The 16,842-nt window shown below is 76.7% G+C and carries 8 protein-coding genes; 6 read left to right on the top strand and 2 right to left on the bottom strand.

From position 1 onward, the window contains the following. Positions 1–292 precede the first annotated feature (292 nt). Together SCATT_RS16035 and SCATT_RS38615 are read left to right on the top strand one after the other, a co-directional pair. Positions 293–1,066 (top strand): TetR/AcrR family transcriptional regulator, encoded by a 774-nt coding sequence (locus tag SCATT_RS16035; RefSeq protein ID WP_014144129.1) that lies wholly within the window; start codon positions 293–295, stop codon positions 1,064–1,066. Positions 1,067–1,312: 246 nt separating this feature from the next. Then, positions 1,313–4,114, top strand: coding sequence for a sigma-70 family RNA polymerase sigma factor (locus SCATT_RS38615; RefSeq protein ID WP_014628162.1), 2,802 nt, complete (start codon positions 1,313–1,315; stop codon positions 4,112–4,114). On the opposite strand, the gene SCATT_RS16020 is transcribed toward SCATT_RS38615, so the two are convergent. Together SCATT_RS16020 and SCATT_RS16015 are read right to left on the bottom strand one after the other, a co-directional pair. Next, the gene (locus SCATT_RS16020) at positions 4,094–7,291 is read right to left on the bottom strand and encodes a BTAD domain-containing putative transcriptional regulator (protein ID WP_014144126.1); all 3,198 of its coding nucleotides are present in this window, start codon (positions 7,289–7,291) and stop codon (positions 4,094–4,096) included. The genes SCATT_RS38615 and SCATT_RS16020 overlap by 21 nt on opposite strands. A 1,204-nt stretch (positions 7,292–8,495) precedes the next feature. Next, entirely contained in the window at positions 8,496–10,604 is a 2,109-nt protein-coding gene (locus SCATT_RS16015) for an asparagine synthase-related protein (RefSeq protein WP_014144125.1), read from the bottom strand. Between the two features lie 892 nt (positions 10,605–11,496). On the opposite strand from SCATT_RS16015, the gene SCATT_RS16010 reads away from it, so the two are divergent. From SCATT_RS16010 to SCATT_RS15995, 4 genes are all read left to right on the top strand, one after another. After that, a complete protein-coding gene (locus SCATT_RS16010) occupies positions 11,497–12,888 on the top strand; it encodes a hypothetical protein (protein ID WP_014144124.1) in 1,392 nt (463 codons plus the stop codon). Positions 12,889–12,994: 106 nt separating this feature from the next. Then, positions 12,995–14,227: an L-2-hydroxyglutarate oxidase gene (gene lhgO, locus SCATT_RS16005; protein ID WP_014144123.1), complete on the top strand. Its 1,233-nt coding sequence runs from the start codon at positions 12,995–12,997 to the stop codon at positions 14,225–14,227. A gap of 110 nt (positions 14,228–14,337) precedes the next feature. Beyond that, a complete protein-coding gene (gene trmB, locus SCATT_RS16000) occupies positions 14,338–15,117 on the top strand; it encodes a tRNA (guanosine(46)-N7)-methyltransferase TrmB (RefSeq protein ID WP_014144122.1) in 780 nt (259 codons plus the stop codon). A gap of 202 nt (positions 15,118–15,319) precedes the next feature. Then, positions 15,320–16,795: a PrsW family intramembrane metalloprotease gene (locus SCATT_RS15995; RefSeq protein WP_014144121.1), complete on the top strand. Its 1,476-nt coding sequence runs from the start codon at positions 15,320–15,322 to the stop codon at positions 16,793–16,795. The last annotated feature ends 47 nt before the right edge of the window (positions 16,796–16,842 follow it).

Below are 16,842 nucleotides of genomic sequence, written 5' to 3'. Positions count from 1 at the left end.
GGACGTTTGTCCACAGTGCCTCGGGGTTCCCGTCCGTCCCGTCGTCCCCGCGCGGCCCCCGGCGCACGCGGCCGGAGCGGGGCTCAAATGTGGGCGCGTACCCACCCGGACCGGGACGTACTCCGATCGAGGGGAATCGGGGTGGATTCACCCCCTTCATTCTTGACTCGCGCTCAACTATGTTCGTACTCCGCCGGAGTGCGTCCGTCCGCCCAGGGGCGTCGGACCACATCGGCCTTCAGGTGGGGCGGGGAGTCTCCGGGGGGAGACGTCACAACCGGGGGATACGTACATGCACATTCAGGACCCTCAGTGGGCGACCGCGGCGGCCATCGGCACCAACGGGGAGCGGCCGGTCTTCGGCACGCGGCCCGTCGGGACCCGTACGGCGCCGCTGCGGGTGGACGCCCAGCGGAATCTGGAACACGTGCTGCGGGCCGCGCGCGAGGTCTTCGGCGAGCTGGGTTACGGGGCGCCGATGGAGGACGTGGCGCGGCGGGCCCGGGTCGGGGTGGGCACCGTCTACCGGCGGTTCCCCAGCAAGGACGTGCTGGTGCGGCGGATCGCGGCGGAGGAGACGGCGCGGCTGACCGAGCAGGCGCGGGCGGCGCTGGGTCAGGAGGACGATCCGTGGGCCGCGCTCTCCCGCTTCCTGCGGACCTCGGCGGCGTCCGGGGCCGGGCGGCTGCTGCCGCCGCAGGTGCTGCGGGTGGACGCGGAGCCGGTGGCGGCGGCCAACGGTACGGCGGCGGCCCGGGTGCCGCAGCAGCGGGAGGCGCCGCAGGCCGATCCGTCCCTCCCGCTCGGCCGGCGGCCGGCCGCGCCGCTGGGGCCGGAGCACGACGACGCCGGGGTGGCCGCGCTGCTGTCGGTGGTGGGCCAGCTGGTCGAACGGGCGCGGACGGCGGGCGAGTTGCGTGCCGACGTGGCCGTCACCGACGTGCTGCTGGTGATCGCGACGCCGGCGCCGGCGCTGCCCGATCCGGCCCAGCAGGCGGCGGCCTCGGCCCGGTTGCTGGAGATCCTGCTGGACGGGCTGCGGTCCCGTCCGGCGGTGCGGGCCTGAGCCCCGTACCGCTCGTGGGGTCCGGCCCCGTCGTCAATCGCGTGCCCTGAATACCACTCTCCCGGGTAGGTCCGGGGTGCCGTTGCGGGGAAGTCACCCCGGACGGGTGGTTCTCCCGCACAGGGGGCGCGGGGACGCGGTCGCTGTGCCAACCTGTGCCGGTGGTCGGGTGCTTGGGTGCGGGCGGGGGCGGGTCGGATGGGCGTTGAGGAGCCCGGTCGGACTCCGGGAGACGACGCGGACGGCTTGGCCGACGGCCTGGTCGACGGCTTGGTCCCGGCGCAGCGCGAGCACCCCGACGGCACGGTGTCCGACGCCGACCTGGTGGCCCGGGTGCGCGGCGGGGACGACAGCGCGTACGAGGAGCTGTACCGGCGGCACGCCGACGCCGTACGCCGGTACGCCCGTGGCTGCTGCCGGGACGCGCACACCGCCGAGGATCTGACCGGCGAGGTCTTCGCCCGCACGCTCCAGGCGGTACGCGGCGGCAGCGGACCGGAGTCGGCGGTGCGGGCGTATCTCCTCACCACCGTGCGACGGGTCGCGGCCTCCTGGGCCGGCACCGCCAAACGGGAGCAACTGGTCGAAGACTTCGCCACGTTCTCGGTGGCGGCGGCGGGCACCACGGTGCCGGGCGCGGACGTCCGCGCCATGCGGCAGGCCGAACGCTCCCTCGCCGTCCAGGCGTTCCGCACCCTGCCGGAACGATGGCAGGCGGTGCTGTGGCACACGGCCGTCGAGGACGAATCGCCCAGCGAGGTCGCCCCCCTGCTCGGACTGACCGCCAACGCCACCGCCGTCCTCGCCCACCGCGCCCGCGAAGGGCTGCGCCAGGCCTACCTCCAGGCACACGTCAACGCCTCACTCACCGCCGGCGGCGCCTGCGCCCGCTACGCCGACCGCCTCGGCGCCCACGCCCGCGGCGCCCTCCGCCTCCGCGCCGACCGCGAACTCCGCAAACACCTCGCCGACTGCCCCCGCTGCCGCGCGGCAGCCGCCGACCTGGCGGACCTCAACGCCCGCCTGAAGAGCGTGCTTCCGGTTGCCGTGATCGGGTGGTTCGCGGGGGTGGGGGTGGTGAAGGGGGCCGCGGCGGGGGTGGCGGGAGCCGCCGGGGCGGCGGGGGCCGGTGCGGCGGGGGCCGCGGGTGCGGCCGGGGCCACGGGCGTTGTGGGTGCTTCCGGGGCGGCGGGAGCCGCTGGAGCCGCAGGGGTTTCCGGGGCGACCGGGGCCGCGGGCGTGGCCGGAGCGTCTGGGGCGGCGGGTGCGGCGGGCGCCGCTGGAACCGGGGGTGCCGCGGGGGTTTCCGGTGCGACGGCCGCCGCCGGTGCGTCTGGTGCTGCCGGATCGTCGGGTGTGGTGGGGGCGGCCGGGGCCGGCGGGGCCGCGGGTACCGCCGGAGCAGCCGGAAGCGCCGGGAGCGCGGGGGCCGTTGCGGGCTCCCACGGCGTCGCCGGTGCGGCGGGAGCTTCCGGGAGCGCGGGGGCGGCCAGTGCCGCAGGAGCCACCGCGACGGGGACGGGAGGAGCAACCGGGACCGCCGGAGCCGTTGCCGGGGCGCACGGAGCCGCCGGTGCCGCCGGAGCGTCCAGTGCGACTGGAGCCGCCGGAGCCGTCGCGGGGGCCCACGGCGCCGCCGGGGTGGCCGGGGCGTCCGGCACGGCGGGAGCGTCCGGTGCCGCCGGGGCCGCCGGAACAGCCGGGAGCACCGGTGCCGCCGGAGCCGTCGCGGGTTCGCATGGCATCGCTGGAGCCGCCGGAGCCTCCGGTGTGGTGGGTGCTTCCGGGACCGCCGGGGCCAGTGGGGCAGCCAGCACGGTGGGGACCGCCGGGGCCGTGGGAGCTTCCGGTGCAGCAGGTGCTTCCGGGGCCGCCAGTACCGCTGGAGCAGCCAGTACGGCGGCGACTGCCGGGGCCACGGGAGCAACCGGAAGCACCGGAGCCGTCGCCGGAGCCCACGGCATCGCCGGTGTCACCGGGACCACCGGCGCGGCCGGAGCCGCCGGAAGCAGCGCGATCTCCCATGGCGCGGCCGGGAGCGCTGCGGGTGCCCACGGCATCGCCGGTGCGGCGAGTACGGCGGGGGCCACCGGAAGCACCGGAGCCGCCGCAGGGGCCGCGGGAGCCCACGGCGCCGCCGCCGCAACCGGCGCGACCGGCGCCGCCGGGACAGCCGGAACCGCCGCTGCCACCGGCGCGACCGGCACCGCCGGAACCACCACTGCCACCGGCGCGACCGGGAGCGCCGGGGCAAGCGGAACCACCGGGGGTGTCGGGGGGTTGGGCGGGGGGGCCAAGGCGGGGATCGCGGGGGGGCTGGTGGTGGCGGCGGCCGGGGCGGCGTTGGCGGTGGGGTTGCTCGGCGGGTCCGGGCCGGTCCCGAAGCCGCAGGCCCGGCCGTCCGTGGCGGCGCCGGTGACCCGTCCGGCCGGGTCCGCCCCGGCCATCCCGGCCGGTCCGTCCGCGTCCGCCCCCGCGCGGCTCGCGGTTCCGGTGACCCGGCCGCCGGTCCGCCAGGCGGTCGCGCGTCCCGTTCCGTCGCACCGTGCGGAGCCGCGCCCCAGCGCATCGCCCCCGATGTCACCGACGCCGGCGCCGCCCTCACCGCGGCCCCGGCCCACCCCGCCCCGAACCCCGGCGCCGGTCGTCTTCGCGGTGGAGCGGCTCGCGTACGCCGGGTCCGGTTCGGGGGCCGACGCGCCGACCGTGCGCCCCTCGGAGTCCGGCTGGATGTGGCAGCGCGACGGGCTGGCCATCGTGCACGCGCCCTCGTCCGTCCTGATCGACCTCAACCGCGCGTGCACCTCCTTCGACGCGGTGGCCGGGCTCGACCGGCTGTCGATGGGGCTGGGCGCGGTGCGCTTCCTCGTCTACGGCGACCAGTCGCTGCTGTACGCCTCGCGGGTGGCGGACGGCGGTTCCGGCGCGGTGCCGGTCCACGCCGACCTCACCGGGCACCGCACGCTGCGGCTGGTGGTGGCCCGCGCCGACGGGGAGGGCATGGTGGACATGGCCGACTGGGCGGCGTCACGCATCAACTGCCGCTGACCCGGCCTCCCGTCGGAGGGTTTCGGCCACCCCGGCCATGTCCAGCGGGACGCCGCCGGCGTGCGCCTCGGCGTACGCCGGCTCGCCCAGCGCCGCGCGGGCGCCGCGCCGGGTGCGCGCGACGGAACGTTCCTCCGGCACCGAACGGGGCAGCTCCCCGCGGAGCGTGTCGGCGGCGCCGAGCAGCCGGGCGGCGGGGCCGGGGCGTCCGAGGGCGAGCAGCGCCCCGGCGCCGCCCTCGGCCAGCCAGGCGAGCACGGTGTCCGGACAGTGCCCGGGCGCCACCGTCCGTACCGCCTCGCCGACCGCCCGCAGCGCCTCGGCCGGCCGTTCCTCGGCCACCAGGATCTCGGCCTCGATGCCGCGCAGCACCGCGGTGAGGAGCGCCGGCGGCGTGCCCCGGCCGGCGTCCTCCCGGGCGAGGTCGCACAGCGCGCGGGCGCCCGCCACGTCGCCGGCGCGCAGCGCGATCCCGCTGCGGACGCACCGGATGTACGTGCGGCTGTCCCCGATGCCGTACCGTTCGACGGCCTGTTCGGCCCGGTCCAGCAGTTCGGTCGCCGTGGCGTCGTCGCCCTGCCGGGTGGACAGCTCCCCCATCCGCGCCGTCAGGGACGCGACCTCGCCGTGCGCGCCCAGTTCGGCGCAGAGCCGCAGCGCCGCCTCGTACTCGGTGCGCGCGGTGGCGTACTCGCCGCGGTGGAGCGCCACGTCGGCACCGGCGCCGTGCACCTGGGCGCGCAGCCAGCGGTCGCCGACGCGGGCGGTGAGCCGGTCGAGTTCGGCCCAGTCGGCCGCCGCCCCGGTCAGGCCGCCGGGCGAGTCGGCGGTCACGTGGGTACGGAAGACCAGCGCGCAGGCGAGTTCCCAGTCGCCGCCGTACGCACGGCAGTTGGCGACCACGTCACCGATGAGGTCCCCCATGTCGTGCCGATCGTCGATGTGGAGGACGGCGAACGGCCACAGCAGTCCGGGGAAGCGGGCGGCCTGCGGGCCGGGGCGGCCGTAGACCGCCTGGAACCGCCGGGCGGCCTCGTGCGCCTCCTCGTCGCTCATGCCGGGGACGTGCCCGCGGTCGGAGGCGAGGAGGAACAGTGTCAGCCGCAGGTCCGTCCGCGGCCAGAACATCGGGTCGTCCTCGTCCTCCGGCACCTCGGCGAGGGCGGCGACCCGGGTCAGCCAGGTGACGCTCTCCTCGCGGTAGTCGCGCAGCCACCAGAACCAGCCGAGCGAGCCGGTGAAGGCCAGCGCGGTCGCTTCGTCCCCGGCGGAGACCGCGCGGCCCAGCGCGGCCCGCACGTTGTCCATCTCGGTTTCCAGGGTGTCGAGCCGGGCGAGCTGGTCGGCGGTGCGCAGCCGGGGGGCGGTGGACTCGACGAGGGCGCGGTAGCAGGCGGTGTGGCGGGCGGCGGTGGCCTGCCGGTCGGCCGGGTGCTCGGCGGCGCGTTCGGCCGCGTACTCCTCGATGGTCTCCAGCAGCCGGAACCGGGTGCCGTCCGGCAGCGGGTCGGCGACCACCAGCGACTTGTCGACCAGCGAGCCGATCAGGTCGAGCACCTCGGCCCCGGTCACCTCCTCGCCGTCGGCGCAGACCGCTTCGGCGGCGGCCAGCGTGCAGCCGCCGGAGAAGACCGCGAGCCGCCGCAGCACGGTGCGTTCCCGCCGGGTGAGCAGTTCCCAGCTCCAGTCGACCACCGCGCGCAGCGTCTGCTGGCGGGGCAGTACGGTGCGGCTGCCGCCGGTCAGCAGCCGGAAGCGGTCGTCGAGCCGGTCCGCGATCTGACGGGGCGTCAGGATACGGAGGCGGGCCGCGGCGAGTTCGATGGCCAGCGGCAGCCCGTCCAGGCGGCGGCAGATCTCGTCCACCGCCTCCCGGTCCGCGTCGGCGTCTGGGTCGGCGTCTGGGTCGCCGTCTGGGTCGGCGTCTGGGTCGGCGGCGAAGCCGGGACGTACCGCCTCGGCCCGTTCGGCGAACAGCCGGATGGCCACCGGATGCGGCAACGGGCCGACCGGGCAGACCACTTCGCCCGGCACCCCCAGCGGCTCCCGGCTGGTGGCCAGCACGGTGACCCCGGGGCAGCGGGTGAGCAGCGCCTCGGCGAGTTCGGCGGCGGCGCCGATCAGGTGCTCGCAGTTGTCCAGCACCAGCAGCGTCCGGCGGTGCGCGCAGTGCTCCAGCAGCCGCGCGGTGGGGTCGGCCGGCTCGCGTCCGGCGGCCGGGAAGACGGTGGTGTCGCTGCGCCCCAGCGCGTTGAGCACCGCCCGCGGTACGCCGCCGGGCTCCTCCACCGGGGCCAGCTCTGCCACCCACACCCCGTCCGGGTACGCGTCCAGCAGCGCGGAGCCGGTCCGTTCCGCCAGCCGCGTCTTGCCGGCGCCCCCGGTGCCGGTGAGGGTCACCAGGCGGTGGCCGGCGAGCGCGGCGCGGATCGCCCGCAGGTCGTCCTGGCGCCCGACGAAACTCGTCAGGCGCGGACGCAGGTTGGTCGCGCCGGGCGGCTCGGGGGCCACCGCCGGCGGCGGCGGGGCCGGGGCGCCGGCCAGCAACTCGGCGTGCAGCCCGAGCAGTTCGGGGCCGGGGTCGGCGCCGAGGCGTTCGGAGAGCGTCCGGCGGGCGTCCTCGTACCCGGCGAGCGCGTCGGCCGGCCGCCCGGCGTCCCGCAGGGCGCGGATGAGCTGCGCGCGGAACGTCTCGTTGAGCGGATGCGCGGCGACGAGTTCCTCGGCGTACGGGACGACGTCGGCGGCGCGGCCGAGGGCGAGCCAGGCGTCGTTGCGGCGGTGCGCGACGGTCAGCCGCAGCGCCTCGACGCGGGCGGCGGCGGAGCGGTCGGGCAGGTCGGCGAGGGCGGGACCGCGCCACAGGGCGAGCGCCCGTTCCGCGGTACGGGCCGCGGTCGGCGCGTCGCCGGCGTCCAGCGCCTGGCCGGCGGCGCGCGCCAGGCGCTCGAAGACGTGCAGGTCGACGTCGTCCGGGGTGGCGTCGAGGGCGTATCCGGCGGGGCCGGAACGCACCGCGTCGCGCCCGAGGGTCCGGCGTAGCCGGCCGACGAGTGCCTGGAGGGCGCCGACCGCGTCGGCCGGGGGGTCGGTGTCGCCCCATACGTCCGAGACGAGGGACTCGACGGGGACGAAGCGTCCCGGGCGCAACGCGAGCGCAGCGAGCAGCGCCCGCAACCGCGCCCCCCGCAAAACACCGGCCCCCCCGACCCCGTCGGGCTCCCCCGTCCCCCCGAGAGACCCGGGCGCCCCCGGACCGGCCGAGGAAGGAGTCTCGCTCCCCCCGAGGGGTCCGGGCGCCCCCGATCCGGACGCGGGAGGAGACTCGTTCGCCCCGAGGGGTCCCGGTGCCCCCGATCCCGACGCGGGAGGAGACTCGTTCCCCCCGAGGGGGGCGTCCCCGGCGGGGCGGAGGGCGGTGACGCCGAGGATGAGGTATCGCACGAGAGCCATTGTCGCCGTGCGGTCGTCGTGGCGGTCAGCCATTACCTCCTCGGGGTGCCCCCGTTTCCCTTTCGTCGTGGCTGGCGTCACGGATGTTTCCCCCCGCCCACCCGTGGCTGTGTTCGTACAGTGCGGGATGCGCACTGTCCGTCTGGGGTCCGGGGGCCCTCCGGGGTGAGGGTTCGCTCGCGCTGGCGGTCAGCCATTACCTCCCCGGGGTGCGCCCGTTTCCGTTTCGTCGTGGCTGGCGTCCAGTGTTTCCCCCCGCCCACCCGTGGCTGTAGGCGTATAGCGCGGGGTGCGCACTGTCTGCCTGGGGTCCGGGGGCCCTCCGGGGTGACTCCTCGCTCCGCGTATCCGCCAAGGCTTGGCTCCGGCTGCTGGGTCGCTGCGGGGACACCCCTGCACGCCCCCGTCCGGTCTCGTTCCGCGCTGCGGCACGGAGGGGGTGAGAAAAAGACCGGGGTCACCCCAACCTCCTCACTCACCCCCACCCGCGAAGAGAGGCACCCGCCAACCGGACAGAAGGGGGTGTGCCGGGGGTGTCCCCGCAGCGACCCAACAGCCGGAGCCAAGCCTTGGCGGATACGGGGAGCGAGGAGTCACCCCCGGCGCGCCCCCGACCCCGCACCGGCAATAGGCGAACCCACCCCGTGCCGAACCAAACCAAAACCCACCCCCACCCCCCACCGGGCAGGAGGGAAGCGGTGCGCCCGAGCACCCGAATCCGGCGAACCCGGCCACCACGGCAAGGCCAACGCCAGCGCGGGCACCGCGGGGATCCGGGGGCACCCCCACCACCCCGGGCCCGCCGGAGGCACCCCCGCACCCTGAAACGGGCGAACCGGCCACCACGCCAAGGCCAACGCCAGCCGCACACCGCGGGAATCCGGGGGCACCCCCACCACACCAGGGCTGCCGGGGTCACCCCGGCGGTCTAGGACGGGCGGACCGGCCAGGGGGTCATGGCCGGCTCGGCCGTGGAGGGGAACGTTGCTCGGCCGAGCCTCGCCTTCGGCGAGGCGGGGCCCTGCCAGCAGGAGCCGCGCCGCGCGGCCAACCGCCGCAGCCAGACCTCGGTGGCCACCACGTCCGCCAGCCCCTCCAGGGCGATGGGCGCGCCGTGTGCCGCCGCGCGGAGCGCGTGGCGCACGACGGAGGCGTCCACCAGGCCCGCCTCGGCCAGCAGGGGGGCCTGGAAGAGGTCGAGAACCTCGTCGAGGGCGACGCGCAGTCCGGTGCGCAGGGCCGGGCCGCCGGCCGGGTAGGAGGGGGCGCCCCAGCCGGGGGGCAGGTCGCGGACCCCGGAGCCGGCGAGCACCGCGCGCAGGACCGAGGTGCGCGCCCCCGGCCGCACCCGCAGAGTCTCCGGCAGCGCCAGCGCCGCCCGCACCACCTCGTTGTCCAGGAACGGCGCGTGCAGCCGCTGGCCGCGTACCTCGACGGCCTGCTCGTAGATCCGGTGGTCGGCGGCGGCGCGGGCGAGGGCGGCGCGGGCGCGGCGTTCCCCGGGGCGGCCGGACGCGCCGGGGCGGGCGGCGGCGTCCTGGAGACGAATCGATACTTCGGCCAGCGCGTCGCCGGTCAGCCAGCGCGCGGCGGGGCCGGGGCGGCACCAGGTGAGCGCGGCCACCGAGGCAGCGACGCCGCTGCCGGCCGGGTCGTCGTCGAAGCGGCGTTGCAGCAGCCGGGCCGCCGCGTCCTCCACACCCTGTTGACGGCTGGTGCGGGCGAGCCGCCGGGCGGCCCGGTAGACGGTCAGCGGGACGAACGCCGCCCGGGCCGGGGCGCCCTCGGCGCGGGCCAGCGCGGTCACCGGACGCAGCAGATGCCGCCGGTGCCGGTCGAGCAGCAGGTCGGCGAGGCGGGCGGGGTGGCCGTCGAGGACGTGGCGGGCGCCGTGCCCGGTGAGGTGGTCGGCGCCGCCGGCCGCGAGGCGGGCGCGGTGGCGGGCGGCGGTGATCAGCGCCGGGCCGGGTTCGTCGGTGAGCGGCCCGGCCGCCAGCCCGGCGTAGGGCAGCGCCTCGGCGCCGCCGGCCACCACCACGTGGCGCAGCCGGGGGTCGGCGGCCATGCGGCGGGCCCGGTCGAGTTCGGCGGCGCGTACGTCGGGGCCCCAACCGGCCGTTCCTGCAAGGTCGTTGAAGGTGACCGCGAGCAGCCGGTGGCCGTCGCCGGGCGGCGCCCCCAGGGGTCCGGGCAGTCCGGCGGCGAGCAGCGCGACGGTGCCGGAGGCGCTGCCGCCGGAGAGGTCGGCGCCGACGCCGGGGGCGGGCGGGTCGTCCGGGCCGGGCGGGTGGCGGGGGGCGGTGAGCCGGGCGCGTACCGCCCCGACGAGCGCCTCGCGCACCCCGGCGACGGCCGCGTCCGGGTCGGTGCCGTCGTGCGGGGCGCCGAGGGCGAGGGAGGCGGCGGGTTCGTAGCCGGTGATCTGCGGGGCGCCGCCCGCCCGCAGGGTCAGCGCGTGTCCGGGCGGCAGGCGGCGTACGCCGGTGTAGGGGGTGCCGTCGCGCAGCGCCTCGGGGGCGTCGGGGCAGGCCAGCCGGGCGGCGAGGTGGCCGGTGTCGAGGGTGGAGCCGGCCAGGTCGGCCAGGGGCAGGGCGGCGGTGGCGTAGGCGGTGCCGCCGGCCCACGGGGTGTGGAAGACGGGGCGGGCGCCGGCCAGGTCGCCGAGCACGGTGATCCGGCGTCCGGTCTGGAGGACGACGGTGTAGCTGCCGGGCCACGCGGTCAGGTGGCGCAGGGCGCCGCCGCGGGCCGCGCCGAGCGCGGCGCGCAGCTGGTCGTCGGAGGCGGCGCAGCGGCCGAACACCGCCAGCCGCGCGACCCGGTCCCCGTACCGTCCACCGCCTCCGGCGGCGGCGTGGCGGTCGCCGCGGGCCACCACCCGGATCTCGTCCGACCGCCAGTCGCCCACCGCCCACAGCGGGTCGGGCCCCGCCCACAGCGGCAGGGCGCCGATCGGGACGACGTCCCGGGGCGCGGCGAACGGGGTGGCGTCCGACGGCCGCCCGGGGGCGCCGCCCCATCCCACCAACCACCGCATCGCAGCCTCCACCGGCCATGGGCAACTGGCCCGGCGCCCGTGAACTGCCGCGCCGTAAAGGCACCATGCTGCCACGCGGCTTCGGGGGCGGACGGGCGGCGAGCGGCGGGCGGTGTGCCGGTGCGAGGGAAGGATCGGACATTATGCGGCGGAATACGGCATACATCCCTGTTCGCGGTATGCCAAGTGCCGTATGCCAAATGCCTCATCCCGTACGGACTGTTTCGTCCGTTCTCAGGGGCTTTGCGGTGCGTCGGGTGGCGTACCGCCCGGGCCGGGCCTCCCCCTCCGACGGTCCGGAAACGGGCGGTACGCCACGAACCGGAGCCCTAAACCGGCGGTTTCACGCCAAAGTGATACCGCGTCCACCGGCCATCGGCATCCGGTCCGACTCATCGGTCCGGGGGGCGTCGGCACGCCCCCCGGACCGGATCCGCCGCCCGCGGGGAATGAGGCGACGGTGTCCCCTGGCCTCCGCCGAATTGTCCGAAGCCGCAGTTTCGACGGGGGCCGACCCACGCCCTCCACTCAAGCGCCGACGTCCCGCACGGCACAGAGCGCACGGCCGGGCGCACGGCCACACGGACCGGTAGCACGTACACCAGTACCCACCCGACCCGCCGTACCGGGGCTTTTGCGATGCGGCCGGCGATCGTTCGGTTGGCAGGAATCTCGCCATCCGAAACACGGCCTCTTAACGGTCGGGATGCGGCGAACTACGCTGGGTTTACCCGAGGAGCGGACGTCCCGACGGCTCGGGGCTCGGCCACGGCCCCTGGGGGGCGACCGACGGCCGGCCGATGCTGCCGGCCGCACAGGGCAGCCGGTCGGAGCGATCGGATCGAGCCGCGGCCCGCGGCGGACGGGCCGGCGAGCGCGACGAGGAGTGCGCATGCCCAGAGAACACCGCGGGCCGAACGAGAAGCTCGGCACCATGCTCGCCCTGGCCGGCATGAGCAACGCCGGTCTCGCCCGGCGGGTGAACGATCTCGGCGCCCAGCGCGGGCTCACCCTCCGGTACGACAAGACCTCGGTCGCCCGCTGGGTCGCCAAGGGCATGGTGCCGCAGGGGGCCGCGCCCCATCTGATCGCGGCGGCGATCGGCAGCAAGCTGGGCCGCCCGGTGCCGTTGCACGAGATCGGCCTCGCCGACGCCGATCCCACGCCCGAGGTGGGGCTGGCCTTCCCGCGCGACGTGGGCGAGGCGGTCAAGAGCGCCACCGATCTGTGGCGGCTCGACCTCGCGGGCCGCCGCGACTTCCTCACCGGCTCCTTCGCGGTGACCGCCTACGCCACCCCGGCGTCCCGCTGGCTGATCACCCCCGCGGACGGTTCGGTCGCCCGCGAGCCGACCGGGCCGGGGGCCGTCCGGGTGGGCCACTCCGACGTCACCAAGCTGCGCGAGGCGGCCGACGACGCCCGCCGCTGGGACTCCAAGTACGGCGGCGGAGACTGGCGTTCGGGCATGGTCCCGGAGTGCCTGCGGGTGGAGGCGGCACCGCTGCTGCTCGGCTCGTACAGCGACGACGTGGGCCGCGCGCTCTTCGGCGCCACCGCCGAGCTGACCCGGCTGGCCGGCTGGATGGCCTTCGACACCGGCCAGCAGGAGGCCGCCCAGCGCTACTACATCCAGGCGCTGCGGCTGGCCCGGGCCGCCGCCGACCTTCCGCTGGGCGGTTACGTCCTCGCCTCGATGAGCCTCCAGGCGATCTACCGCGGCTTCGCGGACGAGGGCGTCGACCTCGCCCAGGCCGCCGTGGAACGCAACCGGGGCCTGGCCACCGCGCGCACCCTGAGCTTCTTCCACATGGTCGAGGCGCGCGCGCACGCCAAGGCCGGGGACGCCGCCGCCTGCGCCGCCGCGCTGTCGGCCGCCGAGAGCTGGCTGGAGCGCTCCCGCGACGGCGACCAGGACCCGGCCTGGCTCGGCTTCTACTCCTACGACCGGCTCGCCGCCGACGCCGCCGAGTGCTACCGCGACCTGCGCGTCCCCCGGCAGGTCCGGCGCTTCACCGAGACCGCGCTGGCCCGCCCCACCGAGGACTTCGTCCGCTCGCACGGGCTGCGCCTGGTGGTCTCCGCCGTCGCCGAGCTGGAGTCCGGCAACCTGGACGCCGCCTGCGCGGCCGGCGCCCGGGCCGTCGAGGTGGCCGGCCGCATCTCCTCGGCCCGCACCACCGAGTACGTCCGCGACCTGCTGCACCGGCTGGAACGGTACGGGAACGAGCCGTGCGTGGTGGAGCTGCGCGAGCGGGCCAGGCCGCTGCTGGCCGCCCCGGCGTAGTCCGCCCGGCCGGGATGCCGCCGGGAAACGGGTTTGGGGCCGTTGTCAGTGGGCCAGTCCATGATGGGGATGGTCGGCGGCGGTACTGGACCCGGGGAGGTGCCCGATGGCGCACGAGTGCGACGTGGTGGTGGTCGGCGGGGGGATCGTCGGCCTGTCCACGGCGTACGCGATCACCCGGGCCGCCCCCGGCACCCGGGTCACCGTGCTGGAGAAGGAGCCCGCCCCGGCCCGCCACCAGACCGGGCGCAACAGCGGGGTGATCCACAGCGGCGTCTACTACCGCCCGGGCTCCCTCAAGGCCCGCTACGCGGTGCGCGGCGCCGCCGAGATGGTCGATTTCTGCGCCGAGCACGGCATCGCCCACGAGGTCACCGGCAAGCTGATCGTCGCCACCGACCGCGCCGAGCTGCCCCGGCTCCACGCCCTGGTGCAGCGCGGCCGGGAGAACGGCATACCCGTGCGCGAACTCGTCCCGTCCCAGATCGCCGAATACGAGCCGCACGTCCGCGGGGTCGCCGCCATCCACGTCGGCACCACCGGCGTCGCCGACTTCACCGCCGTCGCCCGCACCCTGGCCCGCCTCGCCGAGGAGGCCGGCGCGCGGGTGCGGTACGGGTGCGAGGTGCGCTCGATCACCCGGCACGCCGGCCGCGTGGTGGTCGGCACCGGCCCCGCCGAGATACGGGCCCGGGTGCTGGTCAACTGCGCCGGCCTCCACTGCGACCGGGTGGCCCGGCTGGCCGGCACCGACCCGGGCATGCGGATCGTGCCGTTCCGCGGGGAGTTCTACGCGCTGGCCCCGGCCCGCCGGCACCTGGTGCGCGGCCTGGTCTACCCGGTGCCCGACCCGGCCTTCCCGTTCCTCGGCGTCCACCTCACCCGGGGTGTGGACGGCACGGTGCACATCGGCCCCAACGCCGTCCCCGCGCTCGCCCGCGAGGGATACCGCTGGCGCGACGTCGACCTGCGCGACCTGGCCGGCACCGCCGCCTTCCCCGGCACCTGGCGGATCGCCCGCCGCCACTGGCGGTACGAGGTCGACGAGATCCACCGCTCGCTGTCCAAGCGCGCCTTCACCGCCGCCGTACGCCGCCTGCTCCCCGACGTCACCCCCGACGACCTGCGCCCCGCCCCCTCCGGCGTCCGCGCCCAGGCCGTCCTCGCCGACGGCACCCTCGTCGACGACTTCCTCCTCACCGGCTCCGGCCCCTTCGTCCACGTCCTCAACGCCCCCTCCCCCGCCGCCACCGCCGCCCTCCCCATCGGCCGCGAGATAGCCTCCCGGGCGCTGGGATCCCTCACCGGCGCGCCCCGCCCGAGCGTCGCCAGCCGCTGACACCCCGGGCGCCGACGCCGGAGCCCTCGCCCGAAGCGTCCCCCACCGGCCCCGCGCCGCCTCGACCGCGCCGCCGGGCGTACCCGCACGGGCCCGTAGACTTGGACCCCATGTCCACTTCCCCCACGGCGACCGACACCACGGCGGACGGCAACAGGTCACGCACCGCCGGCGCGCCGATGTTCCCGGACGGGCCGGCCGCGGATCCGGCGGGCTCCCACCATGAGCGGCGCATCCGCAGCTTCCACCCGCGGCGCGGCCGGGTCACCGGGGCCCAGGCGGACGCCATCAACCGGCTGTGGCCGGCCTGGGGCGTGGACATCGACGGCACCCCGCTCGACCTGACCGCGCTCTTCGGCGGCACCGGGATCCCCGTGGTGCTGGAGATCGGCTTCGGCATGGGCGACGCCACCGCGCGGATGGCCGCCGCCGATCCGTCCACCGGGATCCTCGCGGTGGACGTGCACACCCCCGGCCAGGGCAACCTGCTGCACCTCGCGGAACGCGACGGGCTCGACAACGTCCGGGTGGCCAACGGCGACGCGGTGATCCTGCTGCGCGACATGCTGCCGCCGGACTCCCTCGCCGGGCTGCGTGTCTACTTCCCGGACCCCTGGCCCAAGGCCCGCCACCACAAGCGCCGGCTCATCCAGCCCGACTTCGTGCGCCTGGCCGTCTCCCGGCTCGCGCCCGGCGCCGTCGTCCACTGCGCCACCGACTGGGAGCCGTACGCCGAGCAGATGCTGGACGTGCTCTCCGCCGAGCCCGCGCTGCGCAACGCGCACGACGGTTTCGCCCCGCGCCCCGACTGGCGCCCGATGACCAAGTTCGAACGCCAGGGCCTGGCCAAGGGCCACGTCGTCCACGACGTGATCTTCGTCCGCCGCTGACGTCCCCGGCCCGCCGGCGGGGGTGACCGGAGTGCGCCGGCGTACCCGGGGTCTCGTCGCGCGGACCGTCCACCGGCCTTACGCTCGACGGGTGTTCTCGCAGTCGCATCCGTCCGGCCCGTCCGAACCGCCGAGACCGTCCGCCCCGCCCGGAGCCTTCGGCCCCCAGCCGCCCGCCCCCGCAGCCGCCGTCACCGGTGACGTGCCGGACGGGCAGGCGCCCGGCGGACCGGAGGTCCCCTCGTACGACCCCGAGCCGCGGTTCACCCTGCCCTCGCGGTGGCGTTACAAGCCGCGCCGGGCGTTCTGGGAGTCCAAGGCGGTGCGGGTGGGCGCGATGGCCGTGCTGCTCGCGCTGTGCGGGCTGCTGATCCTGGCGATCGTGCGCCGCCAGACGGGCACCGCGGGCCTCGGGGTCGGCCTGGCGCTGGCGGTGCTTCCGGTGCCGTTGCTGATCCTGACGTTCCGCTGGATCGACCGCGTCGAACCGCAGCCCTTCCGCCACCTGGTCTTCGCCTTCGCCTGGGGCGCCTGCGCGGCGACCCTCATCGCCATCCTGGCCAACAGCTACGCCGAACACCTGCTGGCCACGACGTTCACCGCCACCCCCAGGCAGAGCGACGCCTGGGGGGCGACCTTCGTGGCCCCACTGGTCGAGGAGAGCTGCAAGGGCACCGCGGTGCTGCTGCTCTTCCTCTTCCGCCGCCGGGACTTCCAGGGCATCGTCGACGGCGTGGTCCTCGCCGGGACCACGGCCACCGGTTTCGCGTTCACCGAGAACATCCTCTACCTCGGCTCCGCCTTCGGCCACGACCAGGCGGCCGGCCACACCGGCGCCCCGGCGGTCACCCTGCTGGGCACGTTCTTCATCCGCGTCGTGATGTCCCCGTTCGCCCACCCGCTGTTCACCTCGATGACCGGGATCGGCTTCGGCATCGCCGCCGCCGCCCGCCGGGGCCAGATACGCCGCTGGCTCGCCCCGCTCGGCGGCTGGCTGCTCGCCATGACCATGCACGGCATATGGAACGGCTCGTCCACCCTCGGCCCGTTCGGCTTCCTCGTGGTCTACGCGGCGTTCATGGTGCCCGTCTTCGGCCTGCTGATATGGCTCGCGGTCTGGTCCCGCGGCAACGAACTGAAGACCATACGCACCCAACTGCCCGCCTACGCCATGGCCGGCTGGCTCTCCCCCCTCGAACCCCTCGCCCTGTCCTCCCTGCGCGCCCGCAAACTCGCCCGCGACATGGCCCTGCGCGCCCGCGGCCCCGCCGACGCCCGCGCCGTCCGCGAGTACGAGTCCTTCGCCACCTCCCTCGCCTTCCTCCGCGCCCGCGCCGCCCGCGGCACCGTCGATCCCGACTTCGCCCTCCGCGAGCAGGAACTCCTCCACCACATGTGGCAACGCAAAGCCCTGGCCCAGCCCGTCCTCGTCCAAGCCGCCTACGCCGTCCATCCCCCGATGCCCCCGCAGTGGCCGGCCCAGGGCCCGTATGGGGTGGGTCCGGCTCCGTATGGGCCGGGTCCGGGTCCGTATGGGCCGGGTCCAGCCACGTACGGCTCGGGTCCGTACGGCTCGGGTCCGTACGGTCCCCCGCCGGGTGGGCAGGGGCCGTTCCCGGGGCAGGGTGGGGTGCCGGGGCAGGGGTGGGGGCCGGGGGCGGGGCCGTATGGTCGGTGAGCGCGGCTTCCCGGTGCTGGAACGCGTCTCGACGGCTCGCCACCGCA

This window comes from Streptantibioticus cattleyicolor NRRL 8057 = DSM 46488 (assembly GCF_000240165.1).
In the GTDB taxonomy this organism is placed as follows: Bacteria; Actinomycetota; Actinomycetes; order Streptomycetales; family Streptomycetaceae; genus Streptantibioticus; species Streptantibioticus cattleyicolor.
The sequence above is the reverse complement of the archived record's forward strand: the minus strand, read 5'-3'. Positions and strand labels throughout refer to the sequence as shown.